The sequence below is a fragment of the Calditrichia bacterium genome, from assembly GCA_020634975.1.
Classification (GTDB): domain Bacteria; phylum Calditrichota; class Calditrichia; order RBG-13-44-9; family J075; genus JACKAQ01.
This window is the reverse complement of sequence record JACKAQ010000004.1, coordinates 59,657-85,452: the sequence shown is the minus strand read 5'-3', so window position 1 is coordinate 85,452 and position 25,796 is coordinate 59,657. Positions and strand designations below refer to the sequence as shown.

At 47.0% G+C, this 25,796-nt stretch carries 21 protein-coding genes; 2 read left to right on the top strand and 19 right to left on the bottom strand.

The features are described from left to right. Positions 1-65: 65 nt before the first annotated feature. Both H6629_20430 and H6629_20425 read left to right on the top strand, forming a co-directional pair. Positions 66-4,736 (top strand): choice-of-anchor D domain-containing protein, encoded by a 4,671-nt coding sequence (locus H6629_20430; protein MCB9070150.1) that lies wholly within the window; start codon positions 66-68, stop codon positions 4,734-4,736. 29 nt (positions 4,737-4,765) lie between these two features. Next, positions 4,766-5,467 carry a UPF0489 family protein gene (locus H6629_20425; protein ID MCB9070149.1) on the top strand — a complete coding sequence of 234 codons (702 nt, stop codon included), beginning with the start codon at positions 4,766-4,768 and terminating at the stop codon, positions 5,465-5,467. Positions 5,468-5,477: 10 nt separating this feature from the next. On the opposite strand, the gene H6629_20420 is transcribed toward H6629_20425, so the two are convergent. The 19 genes from H6629_20420 to ruvB all read right to left on the bottom strand — a co-directional run bounded on the left by H6629_20420 (position 5,478) and on the right by ruvB (position 25,771). Then, a complete protein-coding gene (locus H6629_20420) occupies positions 5,478-7,103 on the bottom strand; it encodes a tetratricopeptide repeat protein (GenBank protein ID MCB9070148.1) in 1,626 nt (541 codons plus the stop codon). 201 nt (positions 7,104-7,304) lie between these two features. After that, positions 7,305-8,141, bottom strand: coding sequence for a phosphatidate cytidylyltransferase (locus H6629_20415; protein MCB9070147.1), 837 nt, complete (start codon positions 8,139-8,141; stop codon positions 7,305-7,307). 133 nt (positions 8,142-8,274) lie between these two features. Then, on the bottom strand, positions 8,275-8,994 hold the full coding sequence (locus H6629_20410) for a response regulator (protein ID MCB9070146.1): 720 nt from the start codon (positions 8,992-8,994) through the stop codon (positions 8,275-8,277). Between the two features lie 33 nt (positions 8,995-9,027). Next, positions 9,028-9,966, bottom strand: coding sequence for a hypothetical protein (locus H6629_20405; protein MCB9070145.1), 939 nt, complete (start codon positions 9,964-9,966; stop codon positions 9,028-9,030). After that, positions 9,950-10,276: a divalent-cation tolerance protein CutA gene (locus tag H6629_20400; GenBank protein ID MCB9070144.1), complete on the bottom strand. Its 327-nt coding sequence runs from the start codon at positions 10,274-10,276 to the stop codon at positions 9,950-9,952. Before H6629_20400 ends, H6629_20405 begins: the two co-directional genes overlap by 17 nt. A gap of 214 nt (positions 10,277-10,490) precedes the next feature. Beyond that, a complete protein-coding gene (gene ftsZ, locus H6629_20395; GenBank protein ID MCB9070143.1) occupies positions 10,491-11,666 on the bottom strand; it encodes a cell division protein FtsZ in 1,176 nt (391 codons plus the stop codon). Between the two features lie 58 nt (positions 11,667-11,724). Continuing rightward, entirely contained in the window at positions 11,725-12,957 is a 1,233-nt protein-coding gene (gene ftsA / locus H6629_20390) for a cell division protein FtsA (GenBank protein MCB9070142.1), read from the bottom strand. Positions 12,958-12,990: 33 nt separating this feature from the next. Further along, a complete protein-coding gene (locus H6629_20385) occupies positions 12,991-13,683 on the bottom strand; it encodes an FtsQ-type POTRA domain-containing protein (protein ID MCB9070141.1) in 693 nt (230 codons plus the stop codon). A 90-nt stretch (positions 13,684-13,773) separates the two neighbouring features. Further along, positions 13,774-14,886: an undecaprenyldiphospho-muramoylpentapeptide beta-N-acetylglucosaminyltransferase gene (gene murG / locus H6629_20380; protein MCB9070140.1), complete on the bottom strand. Its 1,113-nt coding sequence runs from the start codon at positions 14,884-14,886 to the stop codon at positions 13,774-13,776. A gap of 5 nt (positions 14,887-14,891) precedes the next feature. Further along, complete coding sequence (locus tag H6629_20375; protein MCB9070139.1) at positions 14,892-16,034, bottom strand: cell division protein FtsW; 1,143 nt, start codon at positions 16,032-16,034, stop codon at positions 14,892-14,894. 36 nt (positions 16,035-16,070) lie between these two features. Beyond that, entirely contained in the window at positions 16,071-16,535 is a 465-nt protein-coding gene (locus H6629_20370; protein ID MCB9070138.1) for a hypothetical protein, read from the bottom strand. A 122-nt stretch (positions 16,536-16,657) separates the two neighbouring features. Beyond that, positions 16,658-17,767 (bottom strand): phospho-N-acetylmuramoyl-pentapeptide-transferase, encoded by a 1,110-nt coding sequence (locus H6629_20365; GenBank protein ID MCB9070137.1) that lies wholly within the window; start codon positions 17,765-17,767, stop codon positions 16,658-16,660. A 135-nt stretch (positions 17,768-17,902) separates the two neighbouring features. After that, positions 17,903-19,318 carry a UDP-N-acetylmuramoyl-tripeptide--D-alanyl-D-alanine ligase gene (gene murF, locus H6629_20360; GenBank protein ID MCB9070136.1) on the bottom strand — a complete coding sequence of 472 codons (1,416 nt, stop codon included), beginning with the start codon at positions 19,316-19,318 and terminating at the stop codon, positions 17,903-17,905. A gap of 11 nt (positions 19,319-19,329) precedes the next feature. Further along, the gene (locus H6629_20355; protein ID MCB9070135.1) at positions 19,330-21,417 is read right to left on the bottom strand and encodes a PASTA domain-containing protein; all 2,088 of its coding nucleotides are present in this window, start codon (positions 21,415-21,417) and stop codon (positions 19,330-19,332) included. 22 nt (positions 21,418-21,439) lie between these two features. Then, entirely contained in the window at positions 21,440-21,856 is a 417-nt protein-coding gene (locus H6629_20350) for a hypothetical protein (GenBank protein ID MCB9070134.1), read from the bottom strand. Between the two features lie 52 nt (positions 21,857-21,908). Further along, entirely contained in the window at positions 21,909-22,850 is a 942-nt protein-coding gene (gene rsmH / locus H6629_20345; protein ID MCB9070133.1) for a 16S rRNA (cytosine(1402)-N(4))-methyltransferase RsmH, read from the bottom strand. Positions 22,851-22,870: 20 nt separating this feature from the next. Next, positions 22,871-23,311, bottom strand: coding sequence for a division/cell wall cluster transcriptional repressor MraZ (mraZ, locus tag H6629_20340; GenBank protein ID MCB9070132.1), 441 nt, complete (start codon positions 23,309-23,311; stop codon positions 22,871-22,873). 368 nt (positions 23,312-23,679) lie between these two features. Then, the gene (gene queA / locus H6629_20335; protein ID MCB9070131.1) at positions 23,680-24,753 is read right to left on the bottom strand and encodes a tRNA preQ1(34) S-adenosylmethionine ribosyltransferase-isomerase QueA; all 1,074 of its coding nucleotides are present in this window, start codon (positions 24,751-24,753) and stop codon (positions 23,680-23,682) included. After that, positions 24,728-25,771 carry a Holliday junction branch migration DNA helicase RuvB gene (ruvB, locus tag H6629_20330; protein ID MCB9070130.1) on the bottom strand — a complete coding sequence of 348 codons (1,044 nt, stop codon included), beginning with the start codon at positions 25,769-25,771 and terminating at the stop codon, positions 24,728-24,730. The genes queA and ruvB overlap by 26 nt, the downstream gene beginning before the upstream one ends. Positions 25,772-25,796 lie beyond the last annotated feature (25 nt).

Genomic DNA, 25,796 nt, shown 5'->3' with positions numbered 1-25,796 from the left:
GGGTGATTTTGGGTTTTAGCTCGGTGATTTTTGATGATGAATTTGAGGTAAAAATGGAGCACAGGATGAACATTTGGCTACGGCTGATCGCAATCTTTATAGCAGGATTGACCATTTCAGCAATTGCACAACCGGGAATTGCCACAACGCCCGACACATTGAATTTTGCAGAAGTGCTGGTTGGCGAAGACTCGCTGAGTTCGGTGACGATCACCAACAGCGGCGATTCTGCGTTGGTGATCAACGGCATCGTAATGAACAGCGTTGAAGGCAATTTTGCCCTTGCCAACCCGCTGACATTTCCGCTGACCATTGCGCCGGACAGCACATCGCCGCCGGTTTCGGTACGCTTTGCCCCGCTTTCTCCGGGTGCGAAAGCGGCATCGTTGCGGATTTTTACAAACATCGATGGCGCGGATTCGCTGAAAATTGTCCAGTTGCGCGGTACCGGCATCGTGCCGGATTTGCAACCCTCGCCGGACAGCCTCAGCTTTGCGGAAGTGGTCATGAATTCGAGCGTCACCGAAATCATTACGCTGGAAAATATTGGCGGCGCACCACTGCAAATCGACAGCGTTCGGCTGGCGGTTGGCGGCGCGGCAGATTTTTCGCTCGTTTCTCCGCCGGTTTTGCCGCAAACCTTGCTCACCGGCCAATCGATAAACGTGACCGTGCAATTTTCCCCGCAATTCCGGGGATTCCAAAGCAGCGCGTTGGAAATTGTCAGCAACGATGCTGATTCTCCGCTGACAACCGTTCCGGTGACCGGAACGGGCATCGCACCGCAAATTACCGTTTCACCCACTTTGCTGAACTTCGGGAATGTGCTGGTTGATCACGATTCGCTGATGACGTTACACATGATCAACACCGGTAACACCACGCTCACCATCGACGATGCGGGGGTCGTGGGTACTAACGCCAACCGCTTCAATTTGGTAAATCCGCCGGTTTTCCCGAAGGCAGTTCCCGCTGGCGACACATTGACCGTCACGCTCCGTTTCGCGCCGAATATCGAACGAAATTATGTTGCAACATTGGTCATTCTCAGCGACGATCCGGCTCAGCCATCGCTGCAGGTACCGCTCTCCGGTCGAGGTGTTCACTCACAAATCGAAGTTTCCGCAACAAATCTCAACTTTGGCGATGTTCAGGTTAAAGTATTGAAAACACTGGACTTCGCGATTTACAACACTGGCGAAGGCGATCTGATTATCGACGATTTGAGCATTCTCAGCGATCCGGACTCGTTGTTCAAAATACTCAATTTCCCACCGCGACCGCACAACATTCATCCCGGCGATACGCTCACTTTCCAGCTCGGTTTTCGACCGGATACCGCCGGTGTGCAATCCGCAGCGCTGGCAATTACCAACAACGATCCCGATCCGCAAGATCGCCTGCTGCTCATCAACCTGAGTGGTAACGGGGTAAATCCGGTGCTGGTTGCCAATCCGGAAAATCTCGAATTTGGCAGCGTGCCGGTTTCCGAAGAGTTGGAGCGGACATTTTATCTGAAAAACAACGGCACAGCGCTGCTGATCATCAACACAATTGAACTGACCATCGGCGACACCGCGAATTTTGACATCGTGACATTGCCAACCCTGCCGGCACAGCTTCAGCCGGGCAGCGATTCTGCGGGTGTAACCATCCGTTTCCGCCCGCAAACGGACGGACTGAAAACTGCAACCGTAACCGTCACTAGTAACGACAGTCTGCAAAACCCGTTTTTTTACGCACTTTCCGGAACGGGTGTCGCACCGAATATCAATTCCGATCCGACAAGCATCGCATACGGCGGTGTTCGCGTCGGGCAAACTTTCAGCGATACGCTGGACATTTTCAACGAAGGTCAGGCGCCGCTGGTGATCACCAATATTATTTTGCAGGGCGCGCAGGTGGATCAGTTTGAAATTGTCCAACTGCCTTCGTTCCCGCTCACCATCCAGCCGGATAAAGATACGCTGAAGCTGGCAATCGCATTTTCCCCGACATCGACCGGACAAAAAGCGGCGGAAGTGCGCATCACCAACAATTCGCCGAATGAAAATCCATACATCGTTCCACTGAGCGGATCGGGTACGGAGCCGCAAATCAGCGCGTCCGCAGATTCGCTGGGCTTCGGCACAGTTCGGCTGGGCAGCGCACCGGTGCAATTTTTTAATATCGTAAACACCGGCACAGCGATTTTGACCATCAGCGATACCAATCTCGTTGGCGACGATAACACCCAGTTTAATCTGATACTTAACCAGGATATTCCGATAAAAATGTTGCCGAATGCCGATACGCTGCAAATTGGCGTGCGCTTCGCCCCGAACACACTGGGCGAAAAAAATGCCACATTGGAATTGATCAGCGACGATCCCAATCGTTCGTTACTCAGCATCGCGTTGAACGGCATCGGCGCGCTGCCGGAAATTGGCAGTGCTATTGACACACTCGCTTTTGGCGCAGTTGTGGTCAGCGAAAGCACGGTAGACACTGTGTTTCTGCAAAACAATGGCGGCGTTCCGTTGACAATCAACGGGCTGGCAATCACTGGCACGCAATCGCTGAACTTCGGGTTTACCGCACCACCAACGTTGCCGCGCGTCGTTTTACCGGGTGGCGTTTATCCGCTGTCGATTTCATTTTTACCGGATGCCGAAATCGATTTTCAAGCCACTTTGGTCGTTTTGAGCGATGACCCGAATCACCCTAATTTTGAAGTACCGATGACCGGCTTGGGCGTTTTGCCCCGATTGTTGCTCCCGGCAGATACGCTCGATTTCGATTTTGCGGCGGTGAATCGACAAAATCTTGTTGAATTTGTGATGGAAAACAGCGGCGGCGCACCGTTGATTATCGATAGTCTGGGCATCACCGGGTTGAACGCCGACGATTTTCAGGTGGTTGATGCAACCACATTCCCGGATACCATCGCCCCCAACGGCGGAATGCTGACCAAAATGCTCAGTGCGCAATCCGCCACAACCGGCAACAAAACCGCCCGGTTGATTGTTTACAGCAACTCGGCAACCGGACGCACAACCGGCGTTTTTATGAAAGCGAAAGTGGTCAATCCACCGACATTTTCCGCGCTATCCGTTTCGGATGTTGTTTATCAAACAGCAGCAACCGTTACCGCAACCGTTCAGGCGGATACGACGATACGGAGCGTTACCGGCGTGGCATATTCCGCGGATCAATCCGTAAATGAAACGCTCACTTTTACAGCCAACGGCGGCAGTTACGAAGCCGTTATTCCTGCCAGCGCCGTAACCCTCGCCGGACTGACGATCGTAACGATGGTTGATGACGATTATCAACTGACCACCACGGACACCGTTTTTTCTGCCGTTCGGGTGCCGGCTGGCGCAATTGTGCACAACTTCCCGGAAACGACCCAAAATCGCTGGCAAATGTTCTCGCTTCCGATGCAGCCAATTAACGAAAGTGATCGCGCGATCAGCGCAGTTCTCGCGGATTTTGGTGCGGAAAGCGACGATAATTGGCGCATCTATCGCACTGATTCTACAGGATTTAGCATCAATTATTATGATCGCACAGCACTCGATGCGATGGGCGATTACGGACAATTTGAACCGGGCAACGCGTTCTGGATATATCTTCGTAACGATGCGCAGGGTTCGGTTGCCAGCACTTCGCCGGACTTCCCGGAAAGCAGGGTTTTGCCCACTGAGCCATATAATTACACGTTGCAACCGGGCTGGAACCAGGTTGGAAATCCGTTCACCGTACCGGTAAACTGGAGCCAGGTCTCGGCAGATTTGAAAGATTCGCTGGCGGTTTACGCATGGGATAACGGGTGGGGTTCGCTCGCCAAAAAATCGGGCTGGACACCGCAAATCCAGCAGGATTTTGCGATGGCACCGTTTAACGGATACGCCATTTTCAACCCGACCGGCGCAGCGATGACACTAACTTTTGATCCGTTGGCAGCAACAGAAAGTAACCGATTACCGAAAGAATTAGCGGCGAACGAGTGGCAATTGCAGCTTATCGCCGAAGGCGAACGGACATTTGATGTGAACGTTATCGGGATGCGCAACGATGCGCTGCCAACCCGCGACGCGCTCGATTTTCGCAACCCGACACCGGTTGCCCGCGATTTTGTGTCGCTGCAATTTCACCGGCCGGAATGGCAAAGCCGCTACCAAAATTTCTGCAGCGATTTCCGCCCAGTGGATGCAGAAGGGCAAATCTGGTATTTCGATTTGCGCAGCAGCAACCGCGTTTCAGACTTTTTTGTGAACGGCGTGGAAAGCTTGCCAGCCGGATTCCAACTGCAATTGATTGATCGTAAATACAATAATATCATTGAATTAACGAGCGAAAGCATTGTTCGGCTACGCGATCTGGATGCATCCGAAAACAACCGTTTTGCACTGCTTGCCGGAACGCCGGCATTTATCGAAGCGCAGTCCGGCGCCATCGAAATGATCCAGCCGGAAAGTTATGCGCTACTGAGCAACTACCCGAATCCATTCAATCCGGAAACGTATATTCGCTACCGATTATCTGCTCCGGGCAATGTGGAACTTGCGATTTTCAATATTTTGGGTCAGCAAGTGGTTACCCTGGTGGATCGCGAACAGCCTGCCGGATTTTACGAAATCCGTTGGGATGGGCGCAACTCTTTCGGGCAGGAAACCGCCAGCGGCGTTTATATTTATCGCCTGAAAGTGAACGATTTTGTAGATTCGTTCAAAATGATCAAATTGAAATAGCGAGGGATCGCGCCATCGATATTGCAGAATTGCAGCGGCTTTACAGCGGTTTTTATATCGAAGATCCGGTGGGAAACAATGCCTTTTCTTTTGCCGAACGCAGTAACCGGCGCATTTTTGTACCGCCGCTGATTTTGGGTTCGCTGTCGGATTTACAAATTGGCGAAGCTACTGTTTTTTCTGAAGTTGAAACCGGGCAGGAACACAACCTGCCCGGTTTGGAGCAGTTCATTTTTTGGCAACGCAACCATCAACCTATCTTCATTTTTGACAATCACAATCACGCTTTTTGTTTCTGGATTGCGGCTTATCGCGCCGGTTTTTTTCCGGCAGGATTACGGCTGGTTCATGTCGATCAGCACAGCGATATGCGCGAACCGACCGTTTATCCGAAGTCACTTGATGAAATGACCATTCCTGCGGCGTTCGATTACACTAATTTCCAGTTGAATGTCGGGAATTTTATTCAGCCTGCACTGCGGTTGGGTTTGTTTTCATCTGTAGAAATTATTGACAGCAGTTATTCGCTCACCCGCCGGTTCGACGAGCCGATTGTGCTGGATATCGATGTGGATTTTTTTGCTGATGAAATGCGCTACATCCGCGACAGCGACAAGCTGGATGCAATTCGTTCATATCTCGGAATTGCACAATTTGTCACCATCGCGACCAGCCCGTATTTTATCTCACAGCAGCACGCGATCGATGTTATTCACAATATTTTCAGGTAAAAAAAGCGGATTATTTTTCAGTGTTCGTCAGCAATCCGGGCAATTCTTCTTCCAGATCATTTGAAAAAACTTCCAGCAATGCAGTAAATTGATGTGCGGAATACAGCGGAATTTTGTTGATGTTGAGATCCGTTTTGGGCACAAATTCATGCATCCGCCAACGGAAACCGTTTTTGGTTTTCACCACAGATTTGAGATAACGTTTACTGGTCGCCAATGTGGGCGAAAGGTCAATTTCTATCTCAATTTCGTTATTGATAACGATTGAGGCAATTTGCTCGGACTGATACAACGACGGCACAAACGCCACGTTGAGTTGGGTGTGATGGCGGAACATCAAATAAATGTGGATGCCAAACAGCCAGGCTGGATAGGAATCTTGCAAATCATCAAGTTCGAACGGCGGAATTTGTTTACGTTTTGCACGCTCGTTTGAAATCAACCGCCACAATTCTTCGGGACTGGGAATTGAGTGATGAATCGCCAGATGCGAGAGAAACATTTCCAGCGCATAGGGCGGTAATTTTTGATATGTCACATCGCGAATATCCGAAGTAGCCAGCTCAAGTTGCTCAATTTCTGTTTGGAATTCTGCATTGGTCATGCGGCATAAATTCAGCCAATCCGGGTTTCCACCGATGCGCCGCAAATAATGATACAGCGGCAACTGGTTTTCCTGTTCGCGAAGTGCCTGCTGCACCAGCATTTTCCACTGCTCGGATTGATCCATCATTAAGTAGTAATTTTCCAATGCTTTACGTAATGATTTATCCGCCGCGTTTTGCAAAAAAAGGATGCGCATTTCCGGCACGCTTTCCTCAATTTGCCCCGATTCCAGTTTGATAAACGCCCGGCGCTTCCGCCAGAAATAGTTGTCCGGTTCTTCGATCAGCTTTTCGCTGACCAACTCCAGTGCCCGGTCAATATCGCCCTGCTGCTCATAAAAATCAATTTCCAGATCGGCAAGATCATCAATGGTAAGATCCGTGAGATTCGGGATTGAATTTTGGAGCAAATAATAGACTTCGCCCGGTGCTCTTTTACCGTTGCGATTCGATTGTTTGAGATAATCCATCAGCAAATCTTTGCTGCCCGGATTGCGAATTAACGCGCCGCGCAGCGTAGAAAATGCCGGATTGGATTCACCCAATTGTAAATGAAGAAGTGCCTGGACATCCGCCATAAAACCGGGATTGCGCAACACAACCTGATATGCCCGGATTAACTGCAGCGCCTCATCAAATTCACCGAATTTGATTTGAATTTTGAGCAGTCGCCGCAGAAAAACTTCGTCCTCACTTACATGATTCACGGCGCGTTCGTAATCTTTTTGAGCGCGGCGTTCATCACCGTTTTTTTCGTGAAGCATTCCTCGCAAGCTGTATGCAATTTTCAAATCGGGGTATTGGCGAATCAACCGGTTGGCAATGGTCATCGCTTTATCGGTCATATCCAGCATCATATAATGTTCGATGAGTTGTGTGAGCAAATCGGGATGGTGGGTGAGCTTTTCCAGCGCAACGAGCAAGGTTTGCTCTGCTTTTTGATACAATTGCAGCTGGACAAATTCTTTATAAAGCGCAAGATAATTCGCAGCAGCTGAATCGAGCGTTTCCGTGTGTAAAATTGTTTTCATCCTTGCAGCATCCTGTTGGTTAAAGCGTTTAACTTCCGTATTTCCTGACAACTAATTTAGAACACTTGTTCGATAGCAATGTTGATTTTAAACAAAATTGAGAATTCTAATTTTAATTCGGGATTTACCTCTAAATGTATTTATTAGTGAAACAGGTGCGATAAAACAACGGGCGTAAACATAATATTTACAACCATTTGATCATCCAAGCAGTTGAAATTTAAACAGCGTCCACAAAAAGGGCGATACGAAGATAATTGAATCAAAACGATCGAAAAATCCGCCGTGTCCGGGCAACAGTGCAGAGGTATCTTTCACGCCTGCGTCGCGTTTAAAACGCGATTCGATGAGATCGCCGATTTGCCCGAAAACACCGACAATTGCGCCGCTGACGAGCGCATATTCAACCCGCATTTCCGGAACCAACACCGCTGCTAATCCCCAAAAGCTGAGTATCCCAAAAATGAAACCGAAAGCCGCACCTTCAATTGTTTTATTGGGGCTGACATTGGGTGCGAGTTTATGCTTGCCCATCAATCGACCGCCAAAATATGCCGCCGTATCGCAAATCCAGATCGATGCAAAAAAAACAATCACAAAATAACCGCCGATGTGAGCATCCGACATCACATACGCCGGCGACCAATCAGCGAATGCCAATCGCAAGTTCAGCAACGCAGAAAGCAATAAAGTGATGTAAACAAATCCGGAAATTGTATAAACGGTATTGGTACTCGCCAAGCCTTTCTGAACTTGCAGATGCGCCAAAAGCAACAGCGCAATAGTTGCAATCACACCAAAATTCCAGATTTCCGGGTAAAAAAAAGTGGCAACCAAAAACACACTGCTCAATATCGTGCCCAATATTTTGTGAGCAAAAATCTGTTGATTTTCAAACATACGGTAAAATTCCCAGAGCGCCATACCATTCACAATCAGCGTAAACAGGGCGAAAAAATACCCGCCTTCGTAAGTCAAATACAACAATAGCGGAATGCCCCAAAGCGCAACAGAAATCCGTTTTGCCAGCTCCTTCACACGCAATTCTCCTATTCGTGAAATATTTCTGTCAAACAGGTTTTGGACAGAACAGGCTAATATAAGGTTTTGGGTGGAAATAACCAGTGGCTGATCCAACAAAATTTCAATATTTTTTTAGCAATTATCCGGATCAGGATAGTTGTTCCTGACGGGCTAAATCTTTGAGGTATATATAAATTTCTTCGAGGTAGATTATGGCGCCTTCCCATTCACGGGTTTTTACCGCTGCCATCATTTGCACGACTTTTCCTTTTAAAGGATTAAGTTTTAAAGCGGAAATACTGTTTAATAATCGCCAGGCAACGGGTGTGATTTCGGCAGGGTTTTCCATCACAACTAATTTCAATAAATACAGATAGATATATTCAATATTGAGCAACATTTTCCGACGTAAATCGGAGATATTTTCAACTGTTTCTTCAATAGACTCAATAAAAAATAACCCTGCAATTTCCTGTCGTTCGTCTTCCGGCTGTAACAAAAACCGGATTTTGTGTTTGAGTTTTTCTTTGGTGAATGGCTTGGAGAGAAAGTCGGTTGCACCGTTTTCGATGGCCTGAATCAGCGTTACGGTATCCGTTCGGGAGGTGATGATGATAACCGGCGTTTGGCGAAATCCGCTCATTTCACGCAGCGTTGCCAGCGCGCTAAGCCCGTCCATATTGGGCATAATGACATCCAGAAAAACAAGTTTGGGCTGGAAGAGCGGTGCCTTCTCAATCGCGCTTTCACCATCGCTGACGAGCGCCAGTTCAAACTGGTCGTCCGCCAGATAATTTTGAAACAGCCTGCGCATTACCGGATCATCATCTGCCGCTAAAATTCGCAGACGGGCATCTTCCCTCGCCATATTCGCTCCATCACCTTGCCTGATCAATTCAACTTACAGGTAGCGATCAATAAATTCTTTCAGTTCAATAATGCCGTCTTCCAGCACAATTTTATCTGCAAAGGAAAGCGGGGATTCTTCAAAATAAAAATTATCGACCTGTAAATTGGTCACTTTGTCCGAAAACAGCTCTTTGGGTTCGTCGGGCAAAAAGCGCACGGGATAGGTGCGTTTCAGCAATACTTTGTCCGATTCCCCGGCGATATACATTGGTTTGTTCATATATTTTGCGAGACATCCGATTGCGAACGTTCCGGTTTTGTTGACAAAATGTGTTTCGGTAAAACGATCCGTTCCGGTGAGAACAAAATTGCTTTCTTCCACCGCACGCGCAATGTCTGCATCGGCGATCAGCTTCACTTTTACGCCGGCTTTCGCTAGTCGTTTAGCCATTGCTGCGCCTTCGTTCAACGGGCGACTTTCCGTGCAAATTACACGGAAGCGTTTTTTCTGTTTGCGGGCTGCCATCAAAATGGATTCGACAACACTGCTGGAGGAATGCGTGAGCACGGTGTGATGTTCGAGGATCAACCGGCAGCCAAATTTAGCAACACTAGCTGCGTTTTTTACGCCCTGTGCCCGAATCCGTGCGATTTCATCCAGTGTGGATTGTTTGATGATGTCGATATCTTTTTGCTCTTTGGGGATATCCTGAATAAATTTCAGGACATGAAATGTGCGGTTGTAAATTAGTGCCATCAGCGGTTTTGCCCGCACCAGCGCATTTCGCAATTTGGAAAGCGCCTGAATCAGCTCGGTACGGTTGCGATACAATTGCTTCTGGACAAATTCTTCTACAACATCCAGCGCAATATTTGCCAGAAAAATAGAACCGTGTGTTGAATCATCACGAATCTTGGCAACATCATCCCGCCAGTATTCCATCTCAAGATTGTCATCTTGTTCATCAAATTGTTCATCCAATATTGACATTGCTATCCACCCAGTTTAAGTAATCTTTTGACCCTCTATATATCGGAATAGCCAAAATTTCCGGGACTTCGTACGGATGAAGTTCGGTTATTTTTGCTTCCAGATTATCGTATGCATCAACAGTAGTTTTAATAACGAGCAGCAACTCCGTATCATCGCAAATTTCGTTTTTCCATGAATAGACGGAACGCACATTTTGGATAATATTACAACATGCGGCAAGCTGTTCGCTCACCAGCGCAGATGCGATGGATTCGGCTGATTTGGTATCGGGAACCGTGCAAAATATCATTAAATAATTGGTTTCCATGGCGCGAAAAATAAGATGATGTGTCAGGTAAATCAAGCAGTTTATTGGGCTGATTACCAAATCAACGGAACCACTTTTTCGAGCGGAAAAAAGGAATTGTTGCCATTGACGTACAAAACGGGGAAAAGATATTGCTTTTCCCCGCGAATGTGTTGCCGTTCCTGGCATTCATGACCGTGCCAACTGGCACGACGAGCAGAAAATATTGTAGCAATTAATCCATTTGTTTACGAAGGAATGTGGGGATATCCAAATCATCCAGATCGTCGGAACCCGAGTTCTCCACACGACGCATTCCGGCTGCAGGCGTTGCAGATTCATCGGTGCGGATTTTCTTTTCACGCATAAACGTCGGCAAATCCAGTAACCGGGAAGTAGTACCAGCGTTGGCATCCGTTTTGGTTGCCGGCGGTTGGATGACCACTTTTTCCTCGGTATTGAATCCGGTTGCGATCACAGTGATAAAAATCTCATCGTTGAGCTCTTCGTTGATCACAGCACCGAAAATGACGTTTGCGTCTTCGCCGGCTTCTTCGTAAATAATTGAGGTTGCTTCACTTACCTCATACAAAGACATATCCGTTCCACCGGTGATATTCACCAAAACGCCGCGCGCGCCGCGAATGGAAACGCCTTCCAGCAACGGGCTGGAGATGGCCTGCTGGGCAGCCTGAACCGCTTTGCTTTCGCCGGAGGCGTGTCCGGTTCCCATCAGTGCGTCGCCCATTTCGGACATAATTGTGCGAACGTCGGCGAAATCCAGGTTAATCAAACCGGGAACGGTGATCAAATCGGAAATGCCTTTTGTTGCGTGGAGCAACACTTCGTCTGCAACTTTGAACGCATCCAACAACGGGGTGGATTTATCGACTACCGCAAACAGCCGCTGGTTGGGGATGACAATCAGGGTATCCACCTGACGGCGCATTTCCTGTATGCCGGCCTCAGCCCGCTGCAGTCGTTTGATGCCTTCAAAATTGAACGGTTTACTGACGATACCAACAGTCAGCGCACCCATTTCTTTAGCGATTTCCGCGACAACCGGTGCAGCACCGGTTCCGGTTCCGCCGCCCATACCTGCGGTTACAAACACCATATCCGCACCGGCGATAGAGCGCTTCACTTCTTCGCGGTCTTCATCAACCGCTTTGCGTCCGATTTCCGGATTTGCACCAGCGCCCAAACCCTGGGTCAGCTCTTTGCCGATCTGAATGCGGGTCTGTGCTTTGTTCTGTTCCAGCGATTGGCCGTCGGTGTTAATGGAAATGAAATCCACACCGGCCAATCCTGCCTGAACCATCGTGTTGATTGCGTTTCCGCCGGCTCCGCCGACGCCGACCACCTTCAACTTGGCGTTCAGTTCTGCTCGTTCGTCAAACTCAATGGCCATGAATGCCTCCTTTTAGCGTAAAAGTTCCTTACCCATATTTTCAGCTCCTCCGTGAACCTTAAAAGAAACGCTTGAATATTTTCTTAAAGCTGCCTAACACATCATCCCATCCTGGTTCGTCATCCGTGCCGGCTAATAGTTCGTCATCGTGATATTTTGGTCCGTACAGACAAAGCCCAACTGCGGTGCTGTAAATCGGGCTTTTTACGGAATCCGTTAAACCGCCGAGGTGTTTAGGTATGCCAAGCCTGACCGGCATTCCCCAAATTGATTCGGCCATTTCTGCAGAGCTTTCCAACAATGCTGCGCCGCCGGTGATTACGGCGCCAGCGCCCATCAAATCCAGCAATTCGGATTTTTGCATTTTTTGGTAAGCCAATGTCAAAATTTCTTCCATTCGCGGGGCAACGATATCCACCAAAACAGATTTGGAGATACTCCGCGGCGCCCGTCCGCCTACACCGGGAACGTTAATTGAATCCGTTTCCGTAATCGTCGCGCGGGAAACCGTGCCGTAGCGAACTTTGATTTTTTCAGCCTGTTCCGGCGGTGTGCGCAATCCGACGGCGATATCGTTGGTGACATGCTGTCCACCCAACGCAACCACTGCCGTATGCTGAATATGCCCTTCGAAAAACATGGCAATATCCGTTGTGCCGCCGCCAATATCTACCAACGTTACGCCAAGTTGCCGTTCGTCGTCATCCAAAACCGCGAGGCTGGATGCCAACGGTTCCAGCACAATTTGCCGCACGTTGTAACCCGCCCGCTGCACGCTGCGCATGATATTTTGGGCCGAAGTTACCGCCGCAGTTACAATGTGTACTTCCACTTCCAGCCGCACACCGGACATCCCGACAGGATCCGCAATTCCATCCTGGTCATCCACAATAAATTCTTGCGGAATAACGTGAATAATTTCGCGGTCGATGGGCAATGCCAACGCTTTGGCTGCACTGATTGCACGATCAACATCTTCCTGGGTAATTTCGTGATCATCGCGGGAAACACCGACCATCCCTTTGCTGTTGATACTGCGAATGTGATCACCTGCAATACCGACAAAAACAGAATCCACATCCACACCGGCCATTGCCTGTGCTTCTTCCATCGCTTTTTCAATTGCATGAACGGTTTTATCGATATTCACGACCACGCCTTTGCGTAAACCGTAAGATGGCGAGCTCCCGATGCCAACGACATTCAACGTGCCGTCGGGATCTTCTTTGACAATTACAGCACAAATTTTGGTTGTGCCGATGTCCAATCCGGTAATAATTTTACCTTCCATTGATGCTCAACTCTTTGATTTTTCTTCTGTTACTTAACTTTTATTTTGAACTATAACACGATCGGCAAACGTTAAATCGATCGTTCGGATTGTAGGTAACCGATCCATAATCGGTTGTTTGCTGAGCAGCTCGCTTAACAGATAAATGCGTTGGTAGTAGTCAGTAGTGCCTAACTTGACCCGAGCAGCGCCTTTAACCAGCACCAGCTCCGGGGTTTTTTGATCGCGGAAATTAATTTCGGAAATGAATGAAACGAGAGAAGCGTCCACTTCGCGGATTTTACGAACCAATTGAATAGCTGCCTGAATAGCTGTGCTATCTTTTTCGATTGCTTTTTTGGAAAGCCCCGTAATGATGGGGAGTTTTCCCATAAGCATACGCGGCAGTTTTTGTAAGACCATCCCAGTTTCATCCACCATATAAACAGATTGATCTGCCAGGTAAAGAATTGGCTCGCGTTCCTGAACATCGATAAGAATTGACGAAGGCAAAATCCGCGAAACACTTACACCGCGTAAGTACGGATTCTCCAACATCTTATCGGTAATATATGCTAAATTTACATCAAATATCGATTGATTCAGATCAACTTTTGCAAACGATTGAATATTTTTTTCATCCAAATAACGGTTGCCGGAAAACTTTACAAATTCGACTTTAAAATACCCGCTACGAATGGCAATTTGCTTCACAACAAAAAACAATCCGTAGCCTGCAATTGCCAAAACAGCCACCCAAAAAATAATTTTAGGCGTCGGATACATCAATCCGGGCAAGCTTTTTTTGTTGTTAATTGCCATTCTACATCCTCAAAATTAACGGTTTTCAACGAGCGAAAGTGCTGCGGCTGCAATATCACGTGCGGCATTTGGGCGCGCTAATGGCTGCCATGCATGTTGTTGCTGCGCCAACAATTCAGGTTTATTGAGTGCGTTTTCAATCGCCGATTGTAATCGGGATTCCCACCCCTCCCCTTCCGGGATCATCGTTGCTGCACCGGCAGTTTCAATCATCCGTGAATTATGAATTTGGTGATCGCCCGCTGCGAACGGATACGGAATCAATATCGCCGGTTTCTGAACGATCGCCAGCTCTGCCAGCGTTAACGCACCGGCACGACAAATTACCAAATCTGCTGCTGCGTATGCAGCATCCATATCCTGAACATACGGCACAACCTTCACCCGTTTCGGGTCGATTGCGACAGATTCCACAACCGATTGATACTGACTTTCACCGGTTTGCCAAATCACCTGCAAATCATATGTTTTCAATAGCTTCGGCAGAAGATTTTGCATGGCAATATTAATAGATCGCGCACCCTGACTGCCACCAAAAATAAAAATAGTTTGGCGATTTTGCGCCAGTTTCCAAATGTCACGACCTTCATTTTTACTCAACTTTCCCAAATCCTGCCGGACCGGGTTTCCGGTTACTTTTAATTTTTCTGCCATTTCCCTGAATTTTTCGACAGCAGCCGGAAAAGCCAGGCAAATGGTTTTGGCATACTTCGCAAGCAAACGGGTTGTGACACCCGGATGCACATCCTGTTCCTGAATGAGCACCGGAACACCGCGTTTTGCCGCAGCAAAAAGGATTGGCCCGCTCACATATCCGCCGGTACCGATCGCAACGTGCGGCTTAAAATTGCTGACAATTCGCCAACTGTTCAATAGACTGGACATCATTTTAAACGGAAACAGCAAATTTTTTAAGGTAAAGCTGCGGGCGATTCCTGATATCCAGATAGTTTCCATCGGGATACCATATTTGGGCACGATTTTCGTTTCGATACCTTTTTTTCCACCCACATACAAAAATTGCGTAACTCCCTGTTTTTTCAAAGCTTCGATAGTCGCGAGCGCCGGATAAACATGCCCGCCAGTACCGCCGCCGGCAATCAGCACACGAATATTCGATCGCTCCATTTTGGTTAAGCCTTCCGCAATGATGGCGTCGCCATACGTGTTGATTTTGGCGATCGCTGTTTAACGCGCCGTGTACGAACCGGCTGAATTTCGCCGGCAATATTGAGCATCAATCCTGCAAAAAAGCAGGACAAAACGAGTGCGGTTCCGCCATAGCTCACAAACGGCATCGGTAAACCGGTTGCCGGCATTATGCTCAATGTCACCATCATATTTATCATTCCATAAAAAACAAAATGTGCTGTAATGCCAACAATCAGGTATTTGTGAAAACTATCCTGCGCATGCAATGCCATTTTGATACCCTGATATAAAATCACCGAAAATAGACCCGCGACAATCAACGTGCCGATAAATCCCCATTCTTCACCGATGATCGAAAAAATGAAATCGGTGTGCGCCTCCGGCAAAAAGAACATTTTTTGGGTGCTGTTGGCAAATCCGACACCGCTCGCGCCGCCTTTTCCCAGACTGATCAGCGATTGGTGAACCTGATACCCGATACCCTGCGTATCCGCATTCGGGTTCAGAAATGAGATCACCCGGCGCATTTTATATGGCGATGTAACCACAGCAACAATCAGCACAGGCACAGCCGCCAAACCCGTCAGAGCAAGGTGCGAAAGCTTTACCGGCGATACAAAAAGGATGGTCAACCCGATCAGCAGCAACATCGAAGCACTGCTGAAATCCGGCTGCATCAACACCAATAGCGAAAATAGCGCCAAATGGAACAAGTGCGGAAACAAACCTTCGCTAAATTGCGACATTATTTTTTCTTTGCGACTGATAGAATCTGCAAAAAACAGAATAATTGCAAGCTTCGCAATATCAACAGCCTGAATTTTGATGATAACAAAATTGACCCAGCGCGTTCCGGCAATTGCGGCATACATCAACAAAAATCCGGCGATAACCAACGGAATCCACGTATAACCGCGAATTTTATTGACCGGCAAACTAAACGCGGTCACCAACGCAATTAATCCCACAAAAAGATTGAGCAAGTGCCGTTTCAAAAAATAAAAATGATCACCGCTGATCGCTTCCGCATAAAACGGGCTCGAACTGTAAACCATGATGATACCGATAAACATCAACCCAAAAAATGCGAGTACCAATGGCTTGTTCAACTGTCTTCTTTTCATGGCTGCACTGGAAATTTTGAACTCGTTTCTGTTACTTTATTTATTTATCAAACCGGGCGGAGCGAAACTGGCGACATCTTCCATCTGCAAAAATTTTTCGGAAATATCGATCGTTTCCTCTTTTTCTGCCCGCTGTTTTTTCTGATTGTTCAACATTTTTACCATTTCATCGGAACCGAGTACCGGGATACCCATTTTTTGCGCACTGCTAATTACCTGAACATCCGATTCGACGGTGTTGCAGACAAAAATGAGCTCTGCTGCCAGCACGATATCGCTGTGTCCGCCAAATTCCATCATCACACCACGATTGGCCAGTTCCGTTAGCGTCGGGTTAGATTTGGGTTCCGGAATTTCGTTGCTCAACAAAATTTTTGCACCTTCTTCCAATAACTGCCCGACCAGTTCTGTGCTTTCCACTTTATCGTTTAAGATGGCAATATTTTTGCCCGAAAGTGAAAGTTGCACCGGATTTTTTGCTTCCTGCAAATCCTTTTTCATGATGAATCCTCCGCAAGTCCCTGCGTTTGTTTTGAATCACCTAAGTTAAATATTATATCATGGTTACAAACTTATTACTTAGTCTTTTTCTTAAAAATGTTTGTCTGAATTTCGCAAAAATTTTAGCGAATTTTAAACGTTGTCAGCGTCATCAGCGCCAGTAAAATTCCGATAATCCAGAACCGCACAACTACTTTCGTTTCCGGCCAGCCTTTCAGCTCAAAATGGTGGTGCAACGGCGCCATTTTGAAAAATCGCCGCCCTTCACCATATTTTTTCCGGGTGTATTTAAAATAGCTGGTTTGGATAATTACACTTACCGTTTCTGCAACAAAAACGCCGCCAATAATAACCAACAAAATTTCTTTTTTAATCAATACGGCGATGGCTCCGAGCGTGCTTCCCAATGCTAATGACCCGGTATCTCCCATGAAAACCTCCGCAGGATGTGCATTAAACCATAAAAACCCCATCGCCGCACCAACAATTGCCATACAATAAACGGTTAACTCCCCGCTTCCGGGCAGGTGAACAATATTTAAATAATCGCTAAATACAACATTTCCCGTAACATAGCTCATTCCGGCAAAAGCCAGCATCGCAATAGCGATCAATCCGGCTGCCAGCCCGTCCAACCCATCTGTTAGATTAACAGCATTCGACGTTCCTGTTATCACAAAAATCACCAATGGGATGTATAAAATGCCAAAATCAAATTCCCAGTTTTTGAAAAACGGGACGCTGGTATTGTCATTCAAGCCGCTCGTTACAAATTCCGGATTAAAATAAATAAATGAACTCACGATTAACCCCAGGGTTATTTGACCCGCCATTTTATAGCGTCCGATCAGCCCCCGCTTCATTTTTTTGATGACTTTTAGATAATCATCGATAAATCCCACAACGCCCATCCAAAAAGTGCACAAACAAATCATCTGGATATAAAAATTGTTCAATTTTCCCCACAAAAAAACCGAGAGAAAAACGGCGCCCAAAATGATCAATCCGCCCATTGTGGGTGTGCCTTTTTTAACCTGGTGCGTTGCCGGGCCATCGGTGCGAATGGTTTCGCCGATTTGGTAATTCCGCAGCGCGTTGATAATTTGCGGACCGATCACAAAACTGAACAGTAACGCCGTAATTGCCGCAAATGCCGCCCGGACGGTGATATAGCGAAACACGTTAAAACCGCTTACGATATCACGCATTTCAAATAGTAAATCTGCCAGCATGCCAATTCCCCTGAAGCGAGTGGATCATCAGATCCGGAACCTTTTTCCGGAAATTTTTCCCTTTTGAACCCTCTGATTTTCCACGAACAACTGCATCCCTGTTTTTCGAACCAATGCGCGGAAGACTAAATAACGTCAAAATTTGATATAATTCAACACTGCCTCGATGCGCATTCCCCGAGACCCTTTTAACAACAGTGCATCACCCGTGGATAAGACTTGGTTTAATTCTCGACCAATTTCCTCGTGGCTTTCGCACCATTTTGCAATAATTGAATCACCTGCAATTTCGACTGCGGAATCATGGATCAATCGCGCTGCAGTGCCATACGTAAATAGAATATCCACATGTGTTTGCGCAATCATTTTCCCCAATTGTGCATGCTCTGAATCAGAGAATTCTCCAAGTTCCAGCATGTCGCCCAAAACCGCAATTCGCTTCCCGTCGCAGGGTAAATCTGACAAATACCGGATCGCCGCGTGCATCGAATTCGGGTTGGCGTTGTATGCATCGTTGATGATCAAGATGCCATTTTTTTCGATCAGTTGCATGCGCTGGTTAGTGGGAACGAACGATTGCAACGCATCGGCAATTTCTTGATCGGTTAATCCCCATTCAAAACCGATGGCGGCGGCCATCAGCGCATTCATAATATTGTGCTGACCGGGAATTTTCAGTTGAATCGCCTGTTTTCCGTTCAACAAAAACCGGGGACAGCCGAGCTTGTCCTGCCCGTCCGGTGTTGCCCAAATTTTACAGGATTTATCCCAACCAACGGTTACCACATTCCGCCCGTTAAGCGGATAGTTTTTCAAATACTTATCTTCCACATTCACAAAAATCGGTTGTTTGGCAGAAACCGCGTCAAACAACGCCGTTTTTTCATGATAAACAGCTGCTTCGGTGCCGAAAAATCCGATGTGTCCTTTGCCGATATTCGTGATTACTGCAGCCGTTGGTTTCGCCAAATTTGCCAGTAGCGCAATTTCCCCGGGATGATTTGTGCCCAACTCCAACACCGCAACATCAATATTATCATCCAGTTGCAACAACATTAGCGGTAATCCGATGTGATTGTTTTTATTGCCGGAACTGCGAAAAACCGTGTATCGCTGCTCCAAAACTGTGGCGATCATTTCCCGGGTAGTGGTTTTCCCGTTCGACCCGGTGATGCCGATGACCGGCACATCAAATTGCCGGCGATGCCAGGCGCCCAATTGCTGCAAAAAATCCAGCGAATCGTGCACGATAATTACCGGCATCCGGGTGGAATGATCGGCAAAAACCGGATATTCTGTCCGGTGCAGTGCCCACCAACCATCCTCCACAACCACTGCTGATGCGCCTTTTTCCAATGCAGACAGCGCGAAATCATGACCGTCGTGATTTTCCCCGCGAAGCGAAACATACAGCGCACCGGGCGTAATCGTCCGGCTGTCTATCGATAGTTGGCAGTAGTTGATTTCTTCTGCCGGTGCATCGCAACTTACCAAACCGGGATACCCGTTCAGAAAGTTTGCGAAACTGTTGTTTTCACTAAATTTGCGCATGTTGAATATGCTCACGCAGGGTTACAGATTAATTTTATTTTACCGCTATTATCCATTTTCGAACCGGCAACCGGTAGCTGTTTGATTACGATGCCGCTTCCCTCAATTTCTACCTGAACGTCCCATTCTCCCAAAATCCGCAGGGCTTCTTTCATGCTTTTTCCGACAACCATCGGCATTTTTCCGGTTTCCGCCAACGGGCGTGTTTCTGTGTAAAGCGTGACCAGTTGCCCTTCCTTAAACTGCGAAAAGGCTTCCGGTTCTTGCCGGAAAACGGTGTCGCCATCGCCGGTGATATCTACTTTCAGGTTGCGTTTTTCCAGTGTTTTTGTAGCATTTTTAACAGACATTCCTTCAACCGCCGGAAGCATATTTTTCATTTCCGGCAGTGCGATTCTTGCCAGATTTTGATCGCTGACTGGCTCGTCTTCCACTGCCAAACCAACAATTCGCTGAGCAATTCTGCGAAACACGGGCGCGGCAACCTGGCTGCCGTAGTACTGCCCGTTTCGTGGATTGTTGACCACAACCAGCAACACAAATTTCGGATTTTCTACCGGAAAAAATCCCGCAAATGATGCAATATGGTTTTCTGAAGTATAACTATTTGTCGAACGATCAATTTTTTGCGCCGTTCCGGTTTTCCCGGCAATTGTAACACCGGTAACACGGGCAGACTGTCCGGTGCCGTTTTCAACCACGCCTTTGAGCACTTCTTTCATTTGACGGGCGGTTTCCCGCGAAATGACCGTCCGCAGTTCTGTCGGCCGATTTTCTTTGACAACCCTTCCGCTTTCATCAACCACCCGACGAACAACATACGGCTGCATCAATTTACCGTCATTGGCAACAGCGGCATACGCCGAGGCAAGCTGAAGCGGCGTAACGCCAACTTCGTATCCGATGCTCATGTACGACACCGAATATTTTGAAAACTTATCCGGTTTGTGCAAAATCCCGTTGATTTCCGCAGGTAAATCGATGCCGGTTTTTTCACCAAAACCGAAATCCCGGGCATACCGGTAAAATTGCGCTGCCGGAAATTTTTCCGCCAATTTTATCACGCCCACATTGCTGGAATTTTCATACACCTGCCGGGCGGTCAGATAGGCAAATTTTTGGTGATCCCGCACCGTTTTTTGCGCAAGCTGGTAACGACCGTTTTCGCAAAAAACCAATTCGCTATCCATATTCAAATGCAGTTGTTCCAAACACATCGCCAGCGAAACCATTTTAAATGTCGATCCCGGTTCGTACAAATCCGAAACCGCCTGATTTTTAAAATTTTTCACCGGATATTTGCTGTATTCGTTCGGATTAAATTGCGGATAATTGGCCATTGCCAGCACTTCGCCGGTACGCGGATTTAGCAGCACTGCTGAGCCGTTGTCCGCTTTGTGCTGATTGACGGCGATGCCCAATTCTGCTTCCAAAATGCCCTGATAAACAATATCAATTGTCGTTTCAATGTGTTTTCCATTTTGCGGCTCGCGGGTCGGCAAATCCATGCTCGGAAATTGACCGCCGTGTGCATCGCGCAAAAAAATGGACGATCCGTCTTTTCCGTGCAAATACTCATCGTATGAAAATTCAATGCCAGCGCCGGGCTTATTATCGTTATCGCAGTAACCAACCAAATGTGCCCCGACTTCTTTAAATGGATAAGAGCGGCTAAACTTGCGCTCCAGTAGCAACCCTTTGTCCGACAAATCGCGGATTTGTGCAGCCTGTTCCGGCGTTAAACGATGTGCCAGGTAAACAAACGATTTTTTATTGTTAATTTTAGAATAAACATCATCATACGATTCATTAATAATTTTGGAAATCTTTCGCGCAACAGCACGTTTTTCCACCAATTGCGCCGGTTTCGCAGCCAAAGAATAATGCATCAAATCGACCGCCAACGGTTCGCCATTGCGATCGGAAATGGTCCCACGGGCAGCTTGCATTGTTCGTTTGTGCTCAATGTAGCTGCGGGCTTTTTCTTTATAAAATTCATGCTGGCGAATTTGCACCTGATACAACTTGCCAACAACCAGCAGCAAACCAAAGGCCCACAACCCGGCAACAACCAATATCCGTCGGGTTCCGGCATCCATTTTTCTTGCCGACCGACGGGTTTTAGTTTTCGTTTTTGTTTTCGTTATCTTTTTGAACATATGCATCCAGCAGGCGTTTATCGACCGTCAAAATGACCGGCTCTTCCACAGATGGCAACAGTTGCAACTTGTCTTTGGCAACCTCTGCAATCCGGTGATATTTGATTAAATCGGAATTGATCCGTGCGCGATAGCGACTTTCCGCGCTTTGTAATTTCAGCACATCCGAGCGTAGATCCTGAATCTCCTTACTGTATTCAACTATTTTGTAATCTTTCCACTGATACAACAGAAATGCAGAGCTTAACATCAACATAATCAGAAAGATAACGCTGATGATGTATAAATCGTAAACCGCCCTCCGAACCCCTTTTTTTAAATTCAGGTTGGTTTTTTTTGGTATTTTCTGTGATTTTCGTCCGGTTGCAGGTTTTCTCACAGGTTGCCTGGTTTTGGTTTTTACAGTTGCCATTAATCCCTTAATTTCCGGCTTAGCCTTTAAACGCTATCGTTTTTTCCGCGATGCGAAGCTTTGCACTACGGGCGCGCTGATTATTTTTGACTTCCTCCGCCGATGCAGTTACCGGCTTTCGGGTTACCAATCGCATTTCCGAAACCTTATCACACACACAGGTTGGGAATTCCGGCGGACAGATACAGTCCCGTTCTTTTTCCTTAAAAAAATTTTTTACGATGCGGTCTTCCAGAGAATGATAACTAATGACGGCGAGTCTGCCGCCTTTATCCAACATTTGAAATGAACTTTCGAGCGCAAATTCCAGACGCTCCAATTCCCGGTTTACTTCGATGCGTATCGCTTGAAATATCCGGGCCAACGATTTATTCAGATGTCGCTCACCAATAACCGAACGGACAATTTTTACCAATTCTTTCGTGTTTTTTAATGATTGCGATGAACGTGTGCGCACAACTTCTCTGGCGATGGCACGCCAGTGCCGTTCTTCGCCAAATTCTCTAAATATATGTTCTAACTGATCTTGCGTATAATTATTCAGCACATCAGCAGCGTTCTGGCTTTGTCGCTGATCCATCCGCATGTCCAAAGGGCCGTCATTTTGATAGCTGAACCCTCGCTCGTCCACATCTATTTGCCACGATGAAACACCGAGATCAAACAAAATTCCCTGAACCGGATATTTATCAGCTTCGTAAAGTGCAACATCAATTTGATCGTAGAATGTTTGTCGAAAGTGCGTATTCGGAAAGCGCTGAAGCCGTTGCGATGCGTATTGTATAGCTTCCGTGTCGGCATCCAGCCCAATCAAAAATCCATCATTTTCCAGAAATTCAAGAATTAATTGACTATGGCCGCCGCCACCCAGCGTACAATCAACGTATTTACCGCGCCGATCGATGACAAGGTATTCAACAACCTCCCTCCCCAACACCGGCTCATGAAAACCATAGCCCATGTACACATCCTTGCAGGTTATTAAATATCCAATTCGCTGGTAATTTTTAAGTAATCCACCTCCGTCGATTTTACCAACTGATTGTATTTATCCCGATTCCAGATTTCAATTTTATTTTCGTAACCCATGATCAATACATCCGAATTCAATTCCGCATATTTGACCAATTCAGATGTCAGGTTCAAACGCCCTTGTTTATCAACAGTTTGTTCGCTGGCCTGATACATCAACTGCCGGGAAACAACCGCAAATTCCCGATCACTTGCAACCTGATCACGGATTTGCTGTATTTTTGCCTCCCACGATGTGAGCGGGTAACAGGAAATACATCCTTCGCTGCCGCGAATCAAAATGAGCGTATCTAAATCTTCTTCCGTGAGATTTTTGCGGAATTTGGCCGGAAAATTAATTCTGCCCTTGCCATCCATTTTGCTGTTGAAACTTCCCCAAAATCCGCTCATGCTTCCTATTTTCTCCTTTTCAGTGGAAAAGAGTGGAATCTTTACCACTTTCTGCCACAAAATATCACATTTTGGAGCTAATAATGCAAGAAAAAAATGGAATATTTTCAGAACATACGATATTCGTCAGCTTGTGCCCGCAACGCAAAACAATACACGTGAACAAATGAATATCAAACCACACCAAAATTGGCAATTTTTCAATAAAAAACGGTATTTAGTATCAACAGCGGAGGGATACGAGCAACAGAATTTGAGGAAGGAATTGCCGTGATTTTTGGAATCAACGGCAAATCATTTATCGAAAAAATATAGCTGGCTCAATATCTGATCATTTACATAAAACGCAGTTTAATTTGAACATTTGATCAAAATATCATCATGCTATCGCCATAGCTGAAAAAGCGATAACCCTTTTTTACCGCTTCGCGATAGGCGTGCATTACAATTTCGTGTCCACCGAATGCGCTGACCAACATTAACAATGTCGATTGCGGTAAATGGAAATTGGTTACCAGGCTTTCTGCAATCTGAAATTGATACGGCGGAAAGATAAATTTATCTGTCCAGCCCTGACCTGGGCGCACTTTGCCGTTTCTGCCGGCCATGGTTTCCAACACTCGGACACTGGTTGTGCCGACTGCCAGAACACGTTTCCCTTTTTCGCGTGCATTGTTAATTTTATCTGCGGAATCGCTGCCAATCTCATAAAATTCAGAATGCATCTGGTGCCGGGAGATATCATCCACCTGGACAGGTTTAAACGTTCCCATTCCAACATGCAAAGTTACCGGAGCGAGAACCACACCTTTGGCTTCGATCTGCTCTACCAATTCTTTCGAAAAATGCAGTCCTGCAGTGGGTGCGGCAACGGCACCGCGTTTTTCGGCATATACCGTTTGATAAAATTCCCGGTCAATTTCTTCGTTCGGGCGTTTGATATAGGGTGGTAACGGTGTTTGTCCGATGCGATCCAGCGTTTCGTAAAAATCGCTTTGACAGTGCACTTCGATAATGCGTCCGCCGGATACCGTGTTATCAATTATATCGCAGGTAAAATCGTCGCTGAAAACGATGCGATTGCCCAAACGGACTTTCCGGGCCGGCTTGACCATCACTTCCCAAATCCCGTTTTCGAGATTTCGCAGCAAAAAGACTTCTACTTTTGCGCCGGTTTTATCTTTTGTGCCAATTAATCTGGCCGGAAAAACACGGGTGTTATTGATTACCAGACAATCGCCGGGTTTGAGATATTCAACAATATCTTCGAAAGAGCGGTGTTCAATTTGCTCTTTTACCCGGTTGATCACCAACATCCGGCTTTTGCCTCTTTCGGGGTTCGGATATTGGGCAATCAATTTATTGGGTAAGTCATACGAAAAATCGGATAACTTATACTTCCCCCCGCTGTCATCCTCAAAAAAGCTCGGTTTGAAATCCATTTTCTCCACGCCTTTTGTAGTTAAAGTGTTCATAAGCCAACGCTGTTACAACCCTTCCCCTTGGCGTCCGCTTGATGAAACCCTCTTGTATAAGAAACGGCTCGTAAATTTCTTCGATCGTATCGCTTTCTTCGCCAACGGCTACTGCTATTGTGTTGATGCCAACCGGACCGCCGTTGTATTTTTCGATGATGGTTTGGATGATGCGTTTATCCATATCGTCCAGACCCAGTTCATCAACTTCCAACATCTTCAAGGCATGATCGGCAACTTCTTTGGTAATTTCACCATTTGCTTTAACCTGGGCAAAATCACGGGTGCGGCGGAGCAGCCGGTTGGCAACGCGTGGTGTTCCACGGGAACGTCGGGCAATTTCCATTGCGCCCTGATCATCGATTGTAACCTGCAGCAATCCGGCAGATCGTTTGATGATGTGAAACAAATCTTCTGCATTATAATAATCCAGCCGCAGCACAACACCAAACCGTGCCCGCATCGGCGCAGTCAACAATCCCGCGCGGGTGGTTGCGCCAACGAGAGTAAATCTGGGCAAACTGATCTGGATACTCCGGGCATTCGCGCCTCGGTCTATCATAATATCCAGCGTATAATCTTCCATTGCGGAATACAGATATTCTTCAACAATGTTGTTCAATCGGTGAATTTCATCGATAAACAAAACATCTTTTTCCTGCAGATTTGTGAGAATTCCCGCCAGATCGCCGGCTTTGTCCATCACCGGGCCGGAGGTGGTTTTGATATCCACACTTAATTCCCGCGCGACGATATTCGCCAGTGTGGTTTTGCCGAGTCCCGGCGGACCATACAGCAACACGTGATCGAGCGCTTCTCCTCGCTGCAATGCGGCTTCGATGAATATTTTGAGATTGTCAACTACTTTTGTTTGGCCGACAAATTCATCAAATGCAGATGGCCGCAATGCCGCTTCAATGGCCTGATCGTCCATTCGCTGTAACGGATCGAGCGCATCCCGATGATATTTTTCTTCTTCTGCCATATTCATCACCTGTTGTTGCCGAACA

What these genes read in the sequence shown, in the direction of transcription:
- H6629_20430 (MCB9070150.1), top strand. Translation starts at nt 66, where the DNA reads ATGAACATTTGGCTACGGCTGATCGCAATCTTTATAGCAGGATTGACC.
- H6629_20420 (MCB9070148.1), bottom strand. Translation starts at nt 7,103, where the DNA reads ATGAAAACAATTTTACACACGGAAACGCTCGATTCAGCTGCTGCGAAT.
- H6629_20410 (MCB9070146.1), bottom strand. Translation starts at nt 8,994, where the DNA reads ATGGCGAGGGAAGATGCCCGTCTGCGAATTTTAGCGGCAGATGATGAT.
- H6629_20405 (MCB9070145.1), bottom strand. Translation starts at nt 9,966, where the DNA reads ATGTCAATATTGGATGAACAATTTGATGAACAAGATGACAATCTTGAG.
- H6629_20400 (MCB9070144.1), bottom strand. Translation starts at nt 10,276, where the DNA reads ATGGAAACCAATTATTTAATGATATTTTGCACGGTTCCCGATACCAAA.
- ftsZ (MCB9070143.1), bottom strand. Translation starts at nt 11,666, where the DNA reads ATGGCCATTGAGTTTGACGAACGAGCAGAACTGAACGCCAAGTTGAAG.
- ftsA (MCB9070142.1), bottom strand. Translation starts at nt 12,957, where the DNA reads ATGGAAGGTAAAATTATTACCGGATTGGACATCGGCACAACCAAAATT.
- murG (MCB9070140.1), bottom strand. Translation starts at nt 14,886, where the DNA reads ATGGAGCGATCGAATATTCGTGTGCTGATTGCCGGCGGCGGTACTGGC.
- H6629_20375 (MCB9070139.1), bottom strand. Translation starts at nt 16,034, where the DNA reads ATGAAAAGAAGACAGTTGAACAAGCCATTGGTACTCGCATTTTTTGGG.
- H6629_20370 (MCB9070138.1), bottom strand. Translation starts at nt 16,535, where the DNA reads ATGAAAAAGGATTTGCAGGAAGCAAAAAATCCGGTGCAACTTTCACTT.
- H6629_20365 (MCB9070137.1), bottom strand. Translation starts at nt 17,767, where the DNA reads ATGCTGGCAGATTTACTATTTGAAATGCGTGATATCGTAAGCGGTTTT.
- murF (MCB9070136.1), bottom strand. Translation starts at nt 19,318, where the DNA reads ATGCGCAAATTTAGTGAAAACAACAGTTTCGCAAACTTTCTGAACGGG.
- H6629_20355 (MCB9070135.1), bottom strand. Translation starts at nt 21,417, where the DNA reads ATGGATGCCGGAACCCGACGGATATTGGTTGTTGCCGGGTTGTGGGCC.
- rsmH (MCB9070133.1), bottom strand. Translation starts at nt 22,850, where the DNA reads ATGGGCTATGGTTTTCATGAGCCGGTGTTGGGGAGGGAGGTTGTTGAA.
- mraZ (MCB9070132.1), bottom strand. Translation starts at nt 23,311, where the DNA reads ATGAGCGGATTTTGGGGAAGTTTCAACAGCAAAATGGATGGCAAGGGC.
- queA (MCB9070131.1), bottom strand. Translation starts at nt 24,753, where the DNA reads ATGGATTTCAAACCGAGCTTTTTTGAGGATGACAGCGGGGGGAAGTAT.
- ruvB (MCB9070130.1), bottom strand. Translation starts at nt 25,771, where the DNA reads ATGGCAGAAGAAGAAAAATATCATCGGGATGCGCTCGATCCGTTACAG.